The organism is Janthinobacterium sp. 78 (assembly GCF_003096775.1).
In the GTDB taxonomy this organism is placed as follows: Bacteria; Pseudomonadota; Gammaproteobacteria; order Burkholderiales; family Burkholderiaceae_D; genus Janthinobacterium; species Janthinobacterium tructae.
Genome location: NZ_QENT01000001.1, coordinates 4114967 through 4131488, shown reverse-complemented (window position 1 = coordinate 4131488; position 16522 = coordinate 4114967). Strand labels below are relative to the sequence as shown.

Below are 16522 nucleotides of genomic sequence, written 5' to 3'. Positions count from 1 at the left end.
ATGACCGCTCGAATGGTGGTCCCGATTTTTCTGAGGCCAGCCTTTCCATCCATTCAAGGCCAGCTTTGGGCGCAAGCCGCCAACGGCGGCATTCAGCCAGTTCCACCCGCTCCCCCTTGCCGCGCCAGCCATTGTAAAACCCCTGGCGTGTCTCCTATTCTGTTGTACAATCCTTGAGAACGGTCGTGCTTTTTTGTGCGCTGAGCTTCCTTGCGTGCAGTCATCACGGCAACCGATAAGAACAAGGAGACAGACATGGACTTGCATTACACGGCCGAGGAGACGGCTTTCCGCGACTCCGTGCGGGCCTTTCTCGACACCCATCTGCCGGCGGACTTGCAGCGAAAAGTGCGCCAGCATCTGCGCCTGAACCGTGATGATTATGTGCGCTGGCACAAGATTGTCGCGCAGCAAGGCTGGGCCGCGCCGGCCTGGCCCGTCGAACATGGTGGCACGGGCTGGACGGCCGTGCAGCGCCACATCTGGGAAGACGAGTGCGCGCGCGCCGCCACGCCGCCCATCCTGCCTTTCGGCGTCAATATGGTGGCGCCCGTCATCATGGCCTTCGCCAACGCCGAACAAAAAGCATATTATCTGCCGCGCATTTTGAATTGCGACGACTGGTGGTGCCAGGGATACTCCGAGCCCGGTGCCGGCTCCGACCTGGCCTCGCTGAAAACCACGGCCGAGCGCGACGGCGAGCATTACATCGTGAATGGCCAGAAAACCTGGACCACCCTGGGCCAGCACGCCGACATGATCTTTTGCCTGGTGCGCACGGATAGCACGGTGCGCAAGCAGGAAGGCATCAGTTTCTTGCTGATCGACATGAAAACGCCGGGTATCACCGTACGCCCCATCATCATGCTCGATGAAGAACATGAAGTGAATGAAGTCTTCTTCGACAACGTGCGCGTGCCCGTTAGCAACCTGGTCGGCCAGGAAAACAAGGGCTGGACCTACGCCAAGTATCTGCTGGGCCACGAGCGTACGGGCATCGCCGCCGTGGGACGCTCGAAGCGCGAGCTGACGTTCCTCAAGCAGCTGGCCATGCAGCAAACCAAGCGCGGCGCGCCGCTGCTGCACGATCCCGCCTTTGCGGCCAAGGTCGCCACCCTGGAAATCGAATTGATGGCGCTGGAAATGACGGTCTTGCGCGTCATCAGCGACGAAGGCAAGGGACCGGGACCGCAGGCCTCGATGCTGAAGGTGCGCGGTTCGGAGCTGCAGCAGCAGCTGACGGAACTGATGGTGGAAGCCATCGGCCCGCAAGCCTTGCCCTTCGACCCCGCATTTCTCGACGGCAGCGCACCGCACAGCGGAGGCGGCGACGACCTGGCCGCGCCGCTGGCCGCGTATTACTTCAATTACCGCAAGACATCGATCTATGGCGGCTCGAATGAAATCCAGAAAAACATCATCACGCAGATGATCCTGGGCTTGTAAGCCAGAAGGAGACGACATGGACTTCCATTTTAATCAGGAACAGCAGCAATTTGCCGACGCGCTCAGGCGCTGGGTCGACAAAGATTACCCATTTGAAACGCGCAAGCAGATCGTCCATTCGGCCGCGGGCACGTCCGATGCCGCCTGGGCCACCCTGGCCGAGCTGGGCATGACGGCCTTGCCGCTGCCGGCCGGCGCGGGCGGCTTCGACGGCACGGCCGTCGACATGCTGCTGGTGATGCAGGAACTGGGCCGCGGCCTGGTGGTCGAACCGTATTTCGCCACCGTGCTGGGCGCGCGTTTCCTCACGTTGGCGGGCGGCCACGATGGCGTGCTGGAACAGGTCGCCAGCGGCAGCCTGAAGCTCGCGTGCGCGCTCGGTGAGCGCCAGTCGCGCCACGATATGCACGACATCGTCACGAGTGCCATCGCCAGCGGCGACGGTTTCGTGCTCGATGGCGAGAAAACCGTCGTCATCCACGGCGCGCAGGCGGGTGCGCTCGTCGTCTCGGCGCGCAGCGGCGGCGGCCAGATGGACACGGACGGTATTTCGCTCTTCCTCGTGCCTGTTGACGCGCCCGGCGTTACTGTGCGCGACTACCGCACCATCGACGGCCAGCGCGCCGCCAGCGTGACCCTGGTGCAAGTGGTGCTGGGCCAGGACGCGCTGATCGGACAAAAGGGGCAGGGCTGGCCGGTGCTCGATGCTGCGCTCGACTATGGCGCCGCCCTGTTGTGCGCGGAAGCCGTGGGCGCCATGGATGCCATCTTTGCCGCCACTCTGGGATACCTGAAGACCCGGCAGCAATTCGGCGCGCCCATCGGCAAGTTCCAGGCCTTGCAGCACCGCATGGCCGACATGTTCATCCACCTGGAGCAGGCCCGTTCGATGGCCATGCTGGCCGCCGCCAAGGTCGACAGCGAGGATGCGTCTGAGCGCCGCCGCACGGTCTCCGCCGCAAAGGCGCGCGTGGGACTGGCCGCCACCTTTGTCGGCCAGCAAGCCGTGCAATTGCATGGCGGCATGGGCGTGACGGACGAATTGCCCGCCGCCCACCATTTCAAGCGCCTCTCCATGATCGCCCTGACCCTGGGCGACGTGGAGCACCATATCGAGCGTTTTATCGCCCAGCCGGGTTTTTTGCCGACGGAGACCGCATGACCGCATTGACGGAAATCAAACCCAAGCATTGGTATTTCGAAGACTTTACGCAAGGCCTGGAAATCGACCTGGGCCAGCGCCACGTGACGGAGAAGGAAATCATCGCCTTCGCCATGGATTTCGACCCGCAACCGTTTCACGTCGACCATGCGGCGGCGGAAAAAACCATCTTCAAGGGCGTCATCGCCAGCGGCTGGCACACCTGCGGCATGATGATGCGCCTGGTGGTGGACAATCTGCTCAAGCATTCGTCCAGCATGGGCTCGCCCGGCCTGGACAGCATCCGCTGGCTCAAACCCGTGCGCGCGGGCGATACCTTGCAGCTGACCTACCAGGTCAAGGAAGTGCGCCCATCGACGTCAAAGCCGGACCGCGGCATCGTCATTTCCGTGTGGAGCGTGCGCAACCAGCATGGCGAGGTGGTGACCACCGTCGAAGGCATGGGCATGTTCGGCCGCCGTCCCGTGCAACAAGGGGAGCCGTCCCGTGCGTGATATCGCCGGCATCGCCGGTTTCCAGGCGTTGGCGGGACAGCACGTGGCAGTCTCCGACTGGCTCACCATTACCCAGCAGCGCATCGACACCTTTGCCGACGCCACCGACGACCATCAGTGGATTCATGTGGATGCCGGGCGCTGCGCGCGCGAGTCGCCCTATGGCTGCACCGTGGCGCACGGCTTTCTCACACTGTCCTTGCTGCCCGCCATGCTGCAGGGCGCTTTGAATATGGCCGGCATCCGCATGGCGATCAACTACGGCCTGAACAAGGTGCGCTTTCCCGCGCCCGTGCCCGTCGGCAGCCGTCTGCGCGCGCGGCTCGACATCCTCTGCGTCGAGGACTTGCCGGAAGGGGCGCAAGTGAACTGGGCCGTCACCATGGAGCGGGAAGGGGATACGAAACCCGTGTGCGTGGCGGAGTTTTTGATGCGCTGCTATCCGTAATTACTCCGCTTCCGACGCGCAATACCTGTCCCGCCCCGTATGCTTGGCGCGGTACAGCAGGGCGTCGGCGGCGCGGATCAGGGCGCTGGGGTCCATGCCTTCGGTGGGCATGACGCTGGCCATGCCCAGGCTGACGGTGACGTGGGGGCCGGCGCTGGACCTGGCGTGGGCAATTTCCAGCGCGCGCACTTCGTCGAGGATGCGCTGGGCCACCACTTCGGCGCCGTCGCGCGTTTCCTGCGGCAGCAGGATGATGAATTCCTCGCCACCGTAGCGCGCCAGCAGGTCGGGCGGGCGCACGGCGCAGCGGCGCAGGGCGGCGCTGACCTGCTGCAGGCACAGGTCGCCCGCCTGGTGGCCATACGTGTCGTTGTAATCCTTGAAGTGGTCGATATCGGCCATGATGAGGGCCATCGGCACGCCATCGCGCGCGCAGCGCCGCCATTCGCTGTCCATGGTCTCGTTGAAGCTGCGCCGGTTGGCCACGCCCGTCAGCGAGTCCGTCAGCGACAGTTCGCGCATGGCGTCGGCTTGCCGCTTGATGGTCAGCTGGCTGCGCACGCGGGCCCGCACGACGGCCGCGTTGAACGGCTTCGTGATGAAGTCGACGGCGCCCGCTTCCAGCGCCCGCGTCTCGTCTTCGGGCTGGTTCAGGGCCGTGACGAAGATGACGGGAATGGCGCAGAGGAGGGCCGATTCGCGCAAGGCGCTGCACACGGCATAGCCATCCATACCGGGCATGACGGCGTCGAGCAGGATCAGGTCCGGCAGTTGATTCTGCGCAATTTCCAGCGCTTTCTCGCCGCTCAGGGCGAACAGCACCTCGTGTTCCTCGCGCAGCAGCTGGTGCAGGATCTGGATGTTTTCCATGGCGTCATCGACGATGAGGATGCGCCCGTTCATGGCAAGGTTGGTCCAGCTCACTTGTTTTCCTCTCGTTTCAGCTGATCGAGCACGAGTTTTTCCGCTTCGGAAAAATTCAGGGTCTCGATCGCGTTTGCCATCGCCAGGGCCGCTTCGCGGTCTGACTGTTGCAGGGCGGGGTGCAGGGCGTGGAAGTGCGCCAGCGCCTTCAGGTTATTGTTGCGGATCAATACAAGCAGTTCGGCCAGGCCGACGTGCACGTCGAGCGGCGCGCTGCCGGACGCGGCACCTGGCGGCTGGCCGCGCCGCAGGGGCGAGGGCAGGGCACGCGTCGCGTTGATGACTTCGGCCATCGCCAGTTCCAGCTGTCCCAGCAAGGCGGCCGTGGCGTGCGATGGCCCCGTTTTCAGCGCCTTTTCCGCCTCGGCGGCGAGGCTGGCGACGTGCGTGGCGCCCAGGTTGGCCGCCACGCCGCAGACGCGGTGCAGCAACTGCGCCGCCTGCTGCGTCCGGCCAGCGGCCAGCAGGCGCCGTGTTTCTTCGACGGCGTCGCCTTGCGAATTCTCAAAGCGCTTGAGCAGGGCCAGGAAGGCGCCGTAGTCGCCGCCGAAGCGCTGCAGGGCCGCCGCCAGGTCGATGCCGGGCACCGTGGCCGGCAGGTCCGGCGTTTCCGCGACGGCGTAGCCTGCCTGCACGGCGTTGTCGCCGCCGCCCAAGGGCGCCGGCACCAGCCGCGTCAGGGTCTCGATCATATCGTCGACATCGATGGGTTTGGCCACGTGCGCATTCATGCCGCTGGCGATGGCGCGCAGGCGGTCCTCGTGCATGGCATTGGCCGTCATGGCGATGATGGGCAAGTCCGGCAAGCCCAGCGCGCGGATGGCCAGCGTGGCGTCATAGCCATTCATGACGGGCATCTGCAAATCCATCAGCACCACGTCCCAGGCGTGCGGCGTGTTGGTGAGCATGTCGACGGCCAGCTGGCCGTTGGCGGCCATGGCCACGCGCGCACCCGAGTGCAGCAAGATGTACTGCGCCACTTCCTGGTTGATTTCATTGTCTTCCACCAGCAGCACGCGCATGCCTTCCAGCAAGCCCGACAGGGGAGTGGATACGGGCAGCGCGGACGCGGCGCTACGGCCATTGCGTCCATCCCGCACGGCCGTCACGGCCGCCAGCAGGCGCGCCGGGGTCGCCGGTTTCGACACGATGCCGGCCAGCATCAGGCTGTCGGCCAGGCGTTCGAGGTTTTCGCTATCCTGGTCGGCCACCAGCATGATCACGGGAGGCAGCGCCAGGTGTTCGTCGGCGCGCGCCTCGGTGAGCATGGAAATGCCATCCATGCCGGGCATGGCCGCGTCGAGCAGCACAAGATCTGCTGGCGGCAAGCCGTCCCGGCCGCTGGCGCTGGCGCGCAGCAGCGCCAGGCCGGCCTTGCCGCTGTCGGCGCTGCGGCTGTGCCAGCCCTGCGCCGCGCACCAGTCTGCCAGCATGGCGCGCACGCTGGCGTTGTCGTCGATGATCAGCAGCGACAGGGCCTTGGGCGTACTCTTGCCGGGCGGCTCGGGTGGTGGCGCCACCTTCTCGAAGCGGCAGCTGAAGCGGAAGTCCGAACCCTGGTCCAGCGCGCTTGTCACGCTGAGTTTTCCCCCCATCAATTCCACCATGCGCCGGCAGATGGCCAGTCCCAGGCCCGTGCCGCCGTATTTGCGGCTGGTGCCGCTGTCGCCCTGGGAAAACGCGTCGAAGATGCGTTCCTGTTCGGCTGCGGCTATGCCGATGCCCGTGTCGCGCACGGAAAACTCGAGCGTGGCGCTGGCCGCATCCTCGGCCACCATGCCGATGGACAACACCACTTCGCCATGCGCGGTGAATTTGACGGCGTTGCCCACCAGGTTGAGGAGGATCTGTTCCACGCGCAGGGCGTCGCCGATCAGCTCGTCCGGCACGCCGGGGTCGAGCACGAAGACGGGCTCCACGCCGCGCGCCCAGGCGCTGTTGGCCAGCAGCACGCTGACGCTGCCCAGCATGCGTTCGAGCTGGAAGCGACGCTGTTCCAGCAGCATCTGTCCCGCCTCGATCTTGGAGAAATCGAGCACGTCGTTGACGATATTGAGCAGCGACTGCGTGGCCATCTGGATCTTGCCGACATAGCTGCGTTCGCGCCGTTCCAGCGGCGACTCTTCCAGCAGGCGCGCCAGGCCGATGATGGCGTTCATCGGCGTGCGGATTTCATGGCTCATGTTGGCGACGAATTCGCTCTTCGCGATACTGGCCGCCTCGGCCTTGTCGCGCGCGCGCACCATTTGCTCGTTGAGTTCATGCAGGCGCAATTCCGTGCGCTTGAGTTCAGAGACGTCCGAGGCCAGCACGAAGAAGCCGCGCACGCCGCCGCCGTCGTCGACATCGGGGATGTAATTGGTCCACGTGTGGCACACCTGGCCCGTGGGGTCGAGCAGGTCGCGCTCGAAGCTTTGCGGCCGGCCCGCCAGCACGCCGTCGACATGGTGTGCATACACGTCGAACAGTTCCTGTCCCAGCAATTCGCGCATGTGGATGCCGGCCAGTTCGGCGCTGCTGCGGCCAAACCATTCGTTATAGAATTTATTTGCGAAGCGGCAACGCAGATCGGCGCCCCAGTACGACACCATGCCGGGCAGGTTGTCGGTGACGGTGCGGATGAAGCGCTCGTTCTGTTCCAGGCGCCAGGTGGTGGCGTGCAGTACCTCGGTGGCGCGCCTGCGTTCCGTGATATCGATCGATACCCCCAGCACGTGGCTGGCGCGCCCCGCATCGTCGCGCAAGACCACCTTGCGCGTGGTGAAGTGGCGCGTGGTGCCGTCGGCCGTATTGATCGCTTCCTGTTCGATTTCCACCATCTGCCCCGTGGCCAGCAGCTTGCGGTCGGCGCTGACGAAGGCGGCCGCCTGCTGCGGCGGGAAGAAGTCGTGGTCGGTCTTGCCCAGCAATTGCTCGCGCGAGCGTCCCAGGGTCAGTTCCGCGTGGCGGTTGACCATTTCAAAGCTCAGCTTGTCGGCGCGCTTGACGAAGACCATGGCCGGGATGTTTTCGATGATGGTGCCGAACAAATGTTTCGAGTGGCGAAATTCCGCTTCGCTGCGCTTGCGCTCGGTAATGTCCAGCCACAGGCCCGACACGCCCAGCAACTGCTGTTCCGGGCCGAAAATCGGGTGATACGAGATGATCCAATGACTCAGCTGTTCGCGCTGCCGGCCGCTGTGTCCGTTCAATTCCATGTCGACGATGGGCATGCCCGTCGCCAGCACCTGGCGCACGCAGCGCTCCACGTCCGCGCGCACGGCGTCGTCGCACAGCATGGCGCCCACGGGACGGTCCAGATGCTGCGTCACGCTGGCGCCGTGGATGGCGGCCAGGTAGTGGTTGATCATGACGATGCGCAAGTCCAGGCCCACGAACAGCATGCCGATCGGTGCCGTCGCGTACACGGTTTCCAGCAGGCGCGTGGATTTTTCCAGAGCCAGCGTGCGTTCGGCCACCAGGCTTTCAAGCTGCGTGCGGTGGCGCCGCAGGTCGCGTTCCAGCGCGCCCAGGGCGCTGGCCATGTCGGCCGATTCGCGGTCCGCGTGCTTGTTCGAGAGCAAGGGTTTGCCCTGCGCCAGCGCCTGGATCTGCAAAGTCAGTTCCTGCAGGGTGCGGGCCAGGCGGCTGCCCACGCGCCAGGCCAGGGCAAAGCCGGCACCGAGCAGCAGGGCCAGGATGACGGAACCCGTGACTACCGAGCCCAGCAGCGCCTCGGCCACCGTGCTGGTGCGCATGGTGACAGCCACCGTCCAGCTGTCGTCGGGAGCGCGGCGAAAGCCCGTGTAGACGTCCAGGTCTTCCAGGGTGGCATGGCGCAGCACGCCCTCGGGCGCCTGGCGTATCTGTTCCAGCAGGGGCGCCACGCTGCGCTGGCCCACGTAGCGTTGCGGTGCCAGAGTGCGCGCCACGTTGATGCCGTCGGCATTGATGATGGCCGCACCCAGGTAGGCAGGCAGGTGCAGTTCGCGCAGCAGCACGGGCAGGTAGTCGGGCGGGTACAGCGCCGTCAGCACATGGGCAGCCCCCTGGGCGCGCGGCAAGGGCAGGTTCAGCGCCAGCCGCGGCACCTCGTCCGGCGCCATGAGCAGGCTGGTCAGCCGCGGCTTGCCGTACTCGCGCGTGCGTTCCATGCTGGCGGCCCATTTTTGCGGCAAGGGGGGCGGTGCCTGGTTGGCGGGCAGGGCCGTATTGATCAACTGGCGTCCCCTGGCGTCGGAGACGATGAAGGCCAGGCCTGGCTGCAACAGGCTGTCGGCCAGGGTGCGCAGGGCGCCGATGTCGTCCGTCTGCAGGGCGGGCGAGGCGGCGAGGAGGCGCGCGGCCATCTGGGCGCCGTTCAAGTCGCGTTCGATGGCGGCGGCGACTGCCCGCGCCGCCTGCGCCGTTTCGCTGACGACATGCTCGCGTTCGCGCGTGTAGCTTTGCGCCACGAGCAGCAGAAACACGAGCGCCGTCGGCATGACCCAGGCGAGCACCAGCCATGAAATTCTTGAGCGTATCGAAGGCAAATCTTGCACCCGGAAAGCTCCCAGAATGGATGAGTCGACAGGCAGGCTCACGCTGGCGCTGGCTGACCTTGAATGAAAAGATGCTAGACGAAATTGATTGCGCTGACAAGCCTAGCTTCTTGAATGGAAAAAAGCTTGTGCAAGGTATACAGAAGTGAGGGTGACACCGATCCCGCCGTGGCGGCGGGATGGCAATGCAGCTTACGGGACGACGGTCAGCACGTCGACATCGATTTCCGGGCTTTCCATGAAGTCTTTTTCCACTTCGCCACGGATTTCCACCTGGGTTTTGGCGTCGATCTTGCGGTTCATGAAGACCTTGTCGTCGATGTCCACGCGGATTTCCGCCGTGCCATCGGAGAAGGTGTATTTTTCCTTGCTCACTTTGCGCAGCAAATGGCCGCGCAGCACGACAGCCTGGTCATCGACGGGATTTTTCAGGATGGCGGCCACGCTGCTGGGCGCGGTGGGGCCGGCCGTCGGTCCCACGTATTGGGCTTGCGCGCTGCCGGCCAGCAAGGCGCTGGCGGCGGCCAGGGAGACGATGAATTTACGGTGCAATGACATGGTATTCCTTTGAAAGTGACTGCCTTGTCAGAAAAACACGGCGGTGCGGGCAATGATAGCACCGGCATTGCCATCGGGTGCGTTCGCCCGCACGCTGCCCGTGCTCGCCGAAAGGCAGTGCCATGCGCGCGCGCGGGCGGCAAGTGTTTCCTTTCGGAGTGTTGAAATGCGCGAAAATCAAGCCACGGAATGTATTTTCTTTAAGAAACAACAGGTTCTGGAATAAAATACCCCCGCACGCCGCTGGTGTGCATCGTCTGAAGCATCTGTCGAGGAGCAAGCATGGCAAGGCCAGAGAAAGTCCGGCTCGGTGAAATTTTGGTGCAGCAGAAATTGCTGACAGAAGAACAGTTGGGCCAGGCCTTGACGGAACAGAAGCGCTCGGGGCGCAAGCTGGGCCGCGTTTTTGTCGAGCACGGCTTTGTCACGGAAGAGCAGATTTCGGGCGCCCTGGCGCGCCAGCTCGACATTCCCTACATCAACCTGAAGTTTTTCAACATCAATCCCGAACTGGTGCGGCTGTTGCCGGAAACCCAGGCGCGGCGCTTTCGCGCACTGGTGCTGGAAGACCGGCGCGAGGGCTTGCTGGTCGGCATGTCCGATCCCACCGACCTGTTCGCGTACGATGAAATCTCGCGCCTGGTCAAGCGCCATATCGAGCTCGCTGTCGTCAATGAAACGGAAGTGCTGGCCGCCATCGACCGCATCTACCGCCGCACGGAGGATATCTCCACCCTGACGCGAGAGCTGGAGCAAGACCTGGGCGACGTGTCCGTCGACTTTGGCGCGCTGGCCGCCAATCCGGGCCTGGAAGAGGCGCCCATCGTCAAGCTGCTGCAATCGGTATTCGAGGATGCCACGCAGGTGCGCGCCTCGGACATCCACATCGAACCGCAGGAAGGCCGGCTGCAGATCCGTTTCCGCATCGACGGCGTGCTGCACCTGCAGACGGAAGCGGACAGCAAGATCGCCAGTTCGCTGGCGCTGCGGCTAAAACTGATGTCGGACCTCGATATTTCCGAAAAACGCTTGCCGCAGGATGGCCGCTTCGCCATCCGCGTGAAAAACCAGCGCATCGACGTGCGTATCTCCACCATGCCGACGCAATACGGCGAATCGGTGGTGATGCGGCTGTTGAACCAGGGCGGCACGACCTTGCGCCTGGACGCCATCGGCATGCCGCCCCAGCTGGTGGAACGTTTCCGCGCCATCGTCAACCGCCCGAACGGCCTGGTGCTGGTGACGGGGCCGACCGGTAGCGGCAAGACGACGACCTTGTACTGCGCCCTGGCCGAACTCAATTCCGTGGAAAAAAAGCTCATCACGGTGGAAGACCCGGTCGAGTACCGCTTGTCCGGCATCAACCAGGTGCAAGTGAACGAGAAGATCGAGCTGAGCTTTGCCCGCGTGCTGCGCTCGGCCCTGCGGCAAGATCCCGATATCGTGCTCGTCGGCGAGATGCGCGATCAGGAAACGGCGCAAATCGGCCTGCGCGCCGCCATGACGGGTCACCTGGTGCTGTCGACGCTGCACACCAACGACGCCATCAGCACGCCGCTGCGCCTGATGGACATGGGCGTGCCGCGCTACATGGTGGGCAGTTCGCTGCAAGCCGTGCTGGCGCAGCGCCTGGTGCGCGTGATCTGCGAAAGCTGCAGCACGCCCTACGTGCCCACGCCGAACGAGTACGAATGGCTGCGCCTGGAACTGGGCGAGCTGGTCGAGCGCAACCAGTACTTCCATGGCAAGGGCTGTTCGCATTGCAATGGCATGGGTTACCGGGGCCGCACGGGCGTGTACGAATTGTTGGAAATCACGCGCGCCGTGGCCGATGCTGCCAACCATGCCGATCCGTCCCACTTCATGAAGGTGGCGACGGCGCAGATGGCGGGCGACACCCTGCGCCGCCACGCCGTGCAGCTGGTGGTACAGGGCCGCACGACGGTGATGGAAGCGATGCGCATCAGCAACCAGAGCGAGGATTGAGGTGCCATTTTTCTCCTACAAGGCACGCAACGCCAGCGGCGAACTGCTGACCGGCGTGATGGAAGGCGCCGACAGCGGCGCCGTGGCCGACCAGTTGTTTTCCACCGGTGTGACGCCGGTGGAAATCCTGGTGACCAAAAAAGCCGCCACCACCGGCGCCGATATCGGCTGGTGGCAAAAACTGACGGAGAAAAAAGTCAGTTCGATGGATGTGCAGCTGTTCAGCCGCCAGTTGTACACCCTGCTCAAGGCGGGCGTGCCCATCATGCGCGGCCTGGCCGGCCTGCAGGAGTCCGCCATCAGCCCCGCGTTCGGGCGCATCATCAAGGATGTGCGCGAATCGCTCGACGCGGGCCGCGAACTGTCGGCCGCCATGGCGCGCCACCCCACGGTGTTCACGCCGTTTTACCTGTCGATGGTGCGCGTGGGCGAAATGACGGGGCGCCTCGATGAAGTCTTCCTGCGATTGTTCGACCACCTGGAGTTCGACCGCGACATGCGCGCGCGCGTGAAGTCGGCCACGCGCTACCCCACCTTCGTGATCGCGGCGATGATCATCGCCATGGTCATCGTCAATATGTTCGTGATTCCCCAGTTCGTGAAAGTGTTTGCCAGCTTCAATGCCGAACTGCCCTTGATGACGCGCATCCTGATCGGCACGTCGGCTTTCATGGTGGCGTATTGGCCTTTGCTGCTGCTACTGACGATCGCCGCGATCGCCGGATTCAGGGCCTGGCTGCGCACCGTGTCTGGCCGCTATACGTGGGATCGCTACAAGTTGAAATTTCCTATCGCCGGCAAGATCATCCTGAAAGGCACCATGGCGCGCTTCGCGCGCAGCTTCGCCCTGTCCAGCACCAGCGGCGTGCCCATCGTGCAGGCGCTGACGGTGGTGTCGCAGACGGTGGATAACGCCTATCTGTGCGCCCGCGTCGAGCAGATGCGCGACGGCGTCGAGCGCGGCGACAGCATCTTGCGCACTTCGGTGGCGGCAGGCGTCTTCACGCCGGTGGTGCTGCAAATGATCGCCGTCGGTGAAGAGTCCGGTTCGCTCGATGAGTTGATGGATGAAATCGCCCAGATGTACGAGCGCGAAGTCGATTACGAATTGAAGACCTTGTCCGCGCAGATCGAACCCATCCTGATCGCTTTTCTTGGCGCCATGGTGCTGGTGCTGGCGCTGGGTATCTTCCTGCCCGTGTGGGACCTGGGCAAGGTGGCCCTGCACAAATGAGGCCGCGCATTGCGTCAAAAAACAACATCTTGGCTGGCAAAGCAGGGCAGCGCGGCTTTACCTTGTTTGAGCTGGCCGTCGTGGCGTCCGTCATCGCCGTGCTGGCGGTCGTGCTGCTGGGCCGGCTGGAGGTAGTCCAGCAGGAAGCGGAGCGGGTCGCCGTGCAGCAAACGCTGCTGGCGCTGCGCACGGGGCTGCGCATGCAGGTGCTGGAACTGTATGCGTCCGACCGGCAAAACCAGTTGCCGGCGCTGGCGGGGCAAAACCCCATCGATTGGCTGGCTGAGAAGCCGGCCAATTATTTGGGCGCCTATAGCGCGCCGGAGATGGAAAAACTTCCCCAAAGTCATTGGTTTTTTGATAGAAGTAATGCAGAATTGATATATATATTAAATCGAAGCAACAGTTTCGGTGCCAGCTATTCCGAGTTGCTTCGATTCAAGGTAAGCTTGCGGCAAGCGTCCGCTCCCCAGACGCAGCCCTCAACGCCGGTTGATGCGCCGCAGGTGGCGCTGATACAGTTGGGCGAGGCGGGCGGGCTGAAATAGCTTTTCTATTCTGCCGGCAAATTTTGCCAGTATTGTTTTTTTGATTTTTTGGAGATCAGCATGAAACTGCAGTCAATTCGTCGTTTTCAACAAGGTGCTCAAGCGGGCTTTACGCTGATCGAGTTAGTCGTCGTCATCGTCATCCTGGGCATCCTCGCGGCCACCGCGATTCCCCGTTTTAGCAGTTTGTCGTCCGACGCCCGCCTGGCGAAAGTCAACGGCGCCCGCGCCTCGGTGCAGGCCGCTTCTTCCCTGGCCCATGCGCAATGGCTGGTCGATGGCTCACCCACCACCGCGCCCGTCAAAGTGAAGATGGAAGGCCAGGACATCACCATGACGAATGGCTATCCTGACGCTGCCGGCATCGTACTGGCTGCTGGTGGTTTGGATGACTACGAATTTTCGGGAACGGGCCCCGTCTCGATCGCCGCCGATGCCGACCATCTCAAATGCGCGTTTACCTATACGCTCGCCTCGGCCACTGCGGCCGCGTTGGTGGGTCCCGCGCCGACCGCTGCCGCTGCCAAGACAGATTGCTGATGACGTAAGCTCCGCCTGCTGCGGCCATTTGCGCCGCAGGCGATCCGCCTGGCTTGCCAGGCGTTTTTCATTCTTCCAAGCATGTTTCATGCCAGCATGCCGCTCATTGCCACAGGTGTCCACGATGCTGTCTGCAGCAGGTTTGATGTTTGCCGGGCCTGCCAGCCGTGGGCGCCGGCAGCGCGGCTTTACCCTGGTCGAGCTGATTGCCGTGCTGGTGGTGGGGGGGCTGCTGGCAGCGGTCGCCATGCCGCGCTTCTTCCGGCAAGACGGTTTTGACGCGCGCAGCTTTGCCGATCAAAACGTGAGCATGCTGCGCTATGCGCAAAAACTGGCGATCGCGCAAAACCGTCACGTCTTCGTGCAGCTCAACGGCACCCGCATGGCCCTGTGTTTCAATACTGCCTGCGACTCGGCCAACCGCGTCTTGCCACCTGCGGGCGGCAACAGCGGCCGCAAAGCCACCTTGACCGCTTGCGCCAATACCACGGCATGGCTGTGTGAAGCGGCACCCGGCAAGATCAGCTACAGCGTGCCCTTGGACACCGCCGCTTTTTATTTCAATGCCCTGGGCCGCCCGTTCAAGGCAGCCGACGTCGAACCTGTTTCGACCTTTCCCGCGCGCATCAGCATCGGCATCAATGACGGCGGCATGACGCGCAACATCATCGTCGAAGGGGAGACGGGCTATGTCCATTACTAGGATAGCCGTTTTGCCGGTGCGCAGGACGGTGCAGCGCGGCGTGACCCTGATCGAGCTGGTCATCTTTATCGTGGTGGTCAGCATCGCCGTGGTGGGCCTGCTGCAAATTTTTACGCACACCACGGCCAGCAGCGCCGATCCGCAATTGCGCAAGCAGGCGCTGGCCATCGCCGAAGCCATGCTCGATGAGATCGAAGGGGCACGCTTTACGTTTTGCGATCCGATTAAAGATCCGGCAGCGGATACTGCGCAGAATGCCGCGCTGTTCCACATCGCCACTAACCCCGACGGCTGCACCACGCCGCAAAATGTCAGCGTGACGGTGCCCGCCACTGGACGGCCGTATTACAATGTCAGTGACTATGTGCGCGCCCTCAACACTGGCGAGAGCTACAAGGATGACGTGGCCAAAAAGTCGTTTCCTGACGGCTATAAGGTGAGCGTGACCATCAGCCCCGACGCGGGACTGGGGCCGGCCGATGCCATGCTGCCTTCGGACGCCACGCCCGTCAACATGAATGTCTTGCGCATCACTGTCACGGTGACTTACGGCGCGAATCAACACATCGTACTGGCCGGCTACCGCACGCGCTACGCAGGCAATGCCGTGCCATGATGACTTTTTTACACCCCCGGCAGCGCGGTTTCACCTTGATCGAACTGATCGTGGTGATCGTCATCACGGCCATCGTCGCCGGCATGGTGACGGTGTTCATCCGTGCCCCCATACAGAGTTACCTCGATGTCAGCGCCCGCGCCGAACTGGCCGACGCGGCCGATTTGGCATCGCGGCGCATCACGCGCGACGTGCGCCTGGCCTTGCCCAACAGCGTGCGCGTGACGCCCGATGGGAAGTATCTGGAGTTGCTGCTGACCAAGACGGGCGGGCGCTATCTGTCGGAAGACGACCCGAACACGATACCGGGCAATGTGCTGGCCTTCGATCCCCTCACGCCGGGCAACCTGGATGTATTTACCATCGTCGGCGCTGCGCCGTCCGGCGTGCAGACCATCGTTCCCGGCGACTTTATCGTCGTCAACAATCTGGGCGATCAGCCTCCCGTGGACGCCTATGATTGCAGCGGGCAGTGCAACCGCGCCCAGGTCGCTTCCATCAGCGGCAACGATGTTACGCTGGTCAAGAACCCCTTTGTCGCGCAAACACCCTCCATGCCTTCCCTCAGCTATCGTTTCCAGGTGGTCAGTACGGTCGTGACCTATCATTGCGCGCCGAATGCGAATGGCACGGGCACGCTGACGCGCTATGCCGGCTATGCGATCCAGGTGGCCCAGCCGGAGAGCACAGCGGCGCTGACCGGCGCGCCGTCTGCGGCGCTGATGGCCAATCAGGTGGCCGCTTGCGCCTTTTCCTTCGATACCCTGCCCAACCTGCAGCGCGGCCTGGTCAGTGTCAGCCTGACCCTGGGCGCGCCCGGCGGCAACGCTGGCCAGATCACGCTGGTGCAACAGGCACAGGTCAATAATTCGCCATGAGACTATCCCTATCTTCCATGCCGCAGCGGTGCCGGCCATGCCGTCCGGCGCGCGGCTTCAGCATCGTCACCGCCATTTTCCTGCTGGTGGTGCTGTCCGCGCTGGGCGTGGCGCTGCTCTCCATCTCCACCATGCAGCATGCCGAGTCGGCGCTGGACGTGCAGGGCGCGCGCGCCTACCAGGCAGCCCGCGCCGGCATGGAGTGGGGCGTGTACCGGCAGCGCGTCAACAACAGTTGCGAAACCAGCCGCAATTTTGCCTTGCCCGCGAATAGCGCACTGAGCGGCTTTAGCGTGACCGTGCGCTGCACGCAGGCGGCGGGCGCATTACCCCGTTTCCAGGTGATCGCCACTGCCTGCAACCAGCCAGTGGGTGGCGTGTGCGCCACTGCCAATGCCACCAACCATCCCGATTATGTGCAGCGCGTCGTACAGGCCGAGTTTTAAATACGCTACTCTCAAGGAA

16 protein-coding genes are annotated in these 16522 nt (G+C 63.6%); 13 read left to right on the top strand and 3 right to left on the bottom strand.

The annotated features are described in order from the left end of the window. The first annotated feature begins 255 nt into the window (after positions 1 to 255). The 4 genes from C8C92_RS18130 to C8C92_RS18115 are packed head-to-tail and all read left to right on the top strand — an operon-like array spanning position 256 to position 3550. Entirely contained in the window at positions 256 to 1446 is a 1191-nt protein-coding gene (locus C8C92_RS18130; RefSeq protein ID WP_116744850.1) for an acyl-CoA dehydrogenase family protein, read from the top strand. A 16-nt stretch (positions 1447 to 1462) separates the two neighbouring features. Further along, positions 1463 to 2608 carry an acyl-CoA dehydrogenase gene (locus C8C92_RS18125; RefSeq protein WP_116744849.1) on the top strand — a complete coding sequence of 382 codons (1146 nt, stop codon included), beginning with the start codon at positions 1463 to 1465 and terminating at the stop codon, positions 2606 to 2608. Further along, positions 2605 to 3102: a MaoC family dehydratase gene (locus C8C92_RS18120; RefSeq protein WP_116744848.1), complete on the top strand. Its 498-nt coding sequence runs from the start codon at positions 2605 to 2607 to the stop codon at positions 3100 to 3102. The genes C8C92_RS18125 and C8C92_RS18120 overlap by 4 nt, the downstream gene beginning before the upstream one ends. Further along, positions 3095 to 3550, top strand: a complete 456-nt coding sequence (locus tag C8C92_RS18115; RefSeq protein WP_116744847.1) for a MaoC family dehydratase — start codon at positions 3095 to 3097, stop codon at positions 3548 to 3550. Before C8C92_RS18120 ends, C8C92_RS18115 begins: the two co-directional genes overlap by 8 nt. Here the strand turns inward: C8C92_RS18115 and C8C92_RS18110 are convergent, their stop codons facing one another. Beyond that, positions 3551 to 4474, bottom strand: a complete 924-nt coding sequence (locus C8C92_RS18110; protein WP_116744846.1) for a diguanylate cyclase — start codon at positions 4472 to 4474, stop codon at positions 3551 to 3553. It abuts the gene before it with no gap. Beyond that, a complete protein-coding gene (locus tag C8C92_RS18105) occupies positions 4471 to 8952 on the bottom strand; it encodes a PAS domain-containing protein (protein WP_133250791.1) in 4482 nt (1493 codons plus the stop codon). Before C8C92_RS18105 ends, C8C92_RS18110 begins: the two co-directional genes overlap by 4 nt. A 5-nt stretch (positions 8953 to 8957) precedes the next feature. On the opposite strand from C8C92_RS18105, the gene C8C92_RS27300 reads away from it, so the two are divergent. After that, positions 8958 to 9143: a hypothetical protein gene (locus C8C92_RS27300; RefSeq protein WP_133250790.1), complete on the top strand. Its 186-nt coding sequence runs from the start codon at positions 8958 to 8960 to the stop codon at positions 9141 to 9143. A gap of 43 nt (positions 9144 to 9186) precedes the next feature. Here the strand turns inward: C8C92_RS27300 and C8C92_RS18100 are convergent, their stop codons facing one another. Next, positions 9187 to 9552: a NirD/YgiW/YdeI family stress tolerance protein gene (locus tag C8C92_RS18100; protein WP_116744844.1), complete on the bottom strand. Its 366-nt coding sequence runs from the start codon at positions 9550 to 9552 to the stop codon at positions 9187 to 9189. Positions 9553 to 9834: 282 nt separating this feature from the next. Between C8C92_RS18100 and C8C92_RS18090 the strand changes: the two genes are divergently transcribed. From C8C92_RS18090 to C8C92_RS18055, 8 genes are all read left to right on the top strand, one after another. Then, positions 9835 to 11538, top strand: a complete 1704-nt coding sequence (locus tag C8C92_RS18090; RefSeq protein ID WP_099763383.1) for a GspE/PulE family protein — start codon at positions 9835 to 9837, stop codon at positions 11536 to 11538. 1 nt (position 11539) lies between these two features. Beyond that, positions 11540 to 12772 carry a type II secretion system F family protein gene (locus C8C92_RS18085; RefSeq protein WP_116744843.1) on the top strand — a complete coding sequence of 411 codons (1233 nt, stop codon included), beginning with the start codon at positions 11540 to 11542 and terminating at the stop codon, positions 12770 to 12772. 29 nt (positions 12773 to 12801) lie between these two features. Next, entirely contained in the window at positions 12802 to 13320 is a 519-nt protein-coding gene (locus C8C92_RS18080; RefSeq protein ID WP_165829483.1) for a type II secretion system protein, read from the top strand. A gap of 60 nt (positions 13321 to 13380) precedes the next feature. Continuing rightward, positions 13381 to 13860 carry a type II secretion system protein gene (locus C8C92_RS27985; protein ID WP_116744841.1) on the top strand — a complete coding sequence of 160 codons (480 nt, stop codon included), beginning with the start codon at positions 13381 to 13383 and terminating at the stop codon, positions 13858 to 13860. A gap of 124 nt (positions 13861 to 13984) precedes the next feature. After that, complete coding sequence (locus tag C8C92_RS18070) at positions 13985 to 14563, top strand: type II secretion system protein (RefSeq protein ID WP_116744840.1); 579 nt, start codon at positions 13985 to 13987, stop codon at positions 14561 to 14563. 16 nt (positions 14564 to 14579) lie between these two features. Next, positions 14580 to 15179 carry a prepilin-type N-terminal cleavage/methylation domain-containing protein gene (locus C8C92_RS18065; protein WP_243420419.1) on the top strand — a complete coding sequence of 200 codons (600 nt, stop codon included), beginning with the start codon at positions 14580 to 14582 and terminating at the stop codon, positions 15177 to 15179. Continuing rightward, positions 15176 to 16057 carry a prepilin-type N-terminal cleavage/methylation domain-containing protein gene (locus C8C92_RS18060; RefSeq protein WP_099763389.1) on the top strand — a complete coding sequence of 294 codons (882 nt, stop codon included), beginning with the start codon at positions 15176 to 15178 and terminating at the stop codon, positions 16055 to 16057. Before C8C92_RS18065 ends, C8C92_RS18060 begins: the two co-directional genes overlap by 4 nt. Then, entirely contained in the window at positions 16054 to 16503 is a 450-nt protein-coding gene (locus C8C92_RS18055) for an agglutinin biogenesis protein MshP (protein WP_116744838.1), read from the top strand. The genes C8C92_RS18060 and C8C92_RS18055 overlap by 4 nt, the downstream gene beginning before the upstream one ends. Positions 16504 to 16522 lie beyond the last annotated feature (19 nt).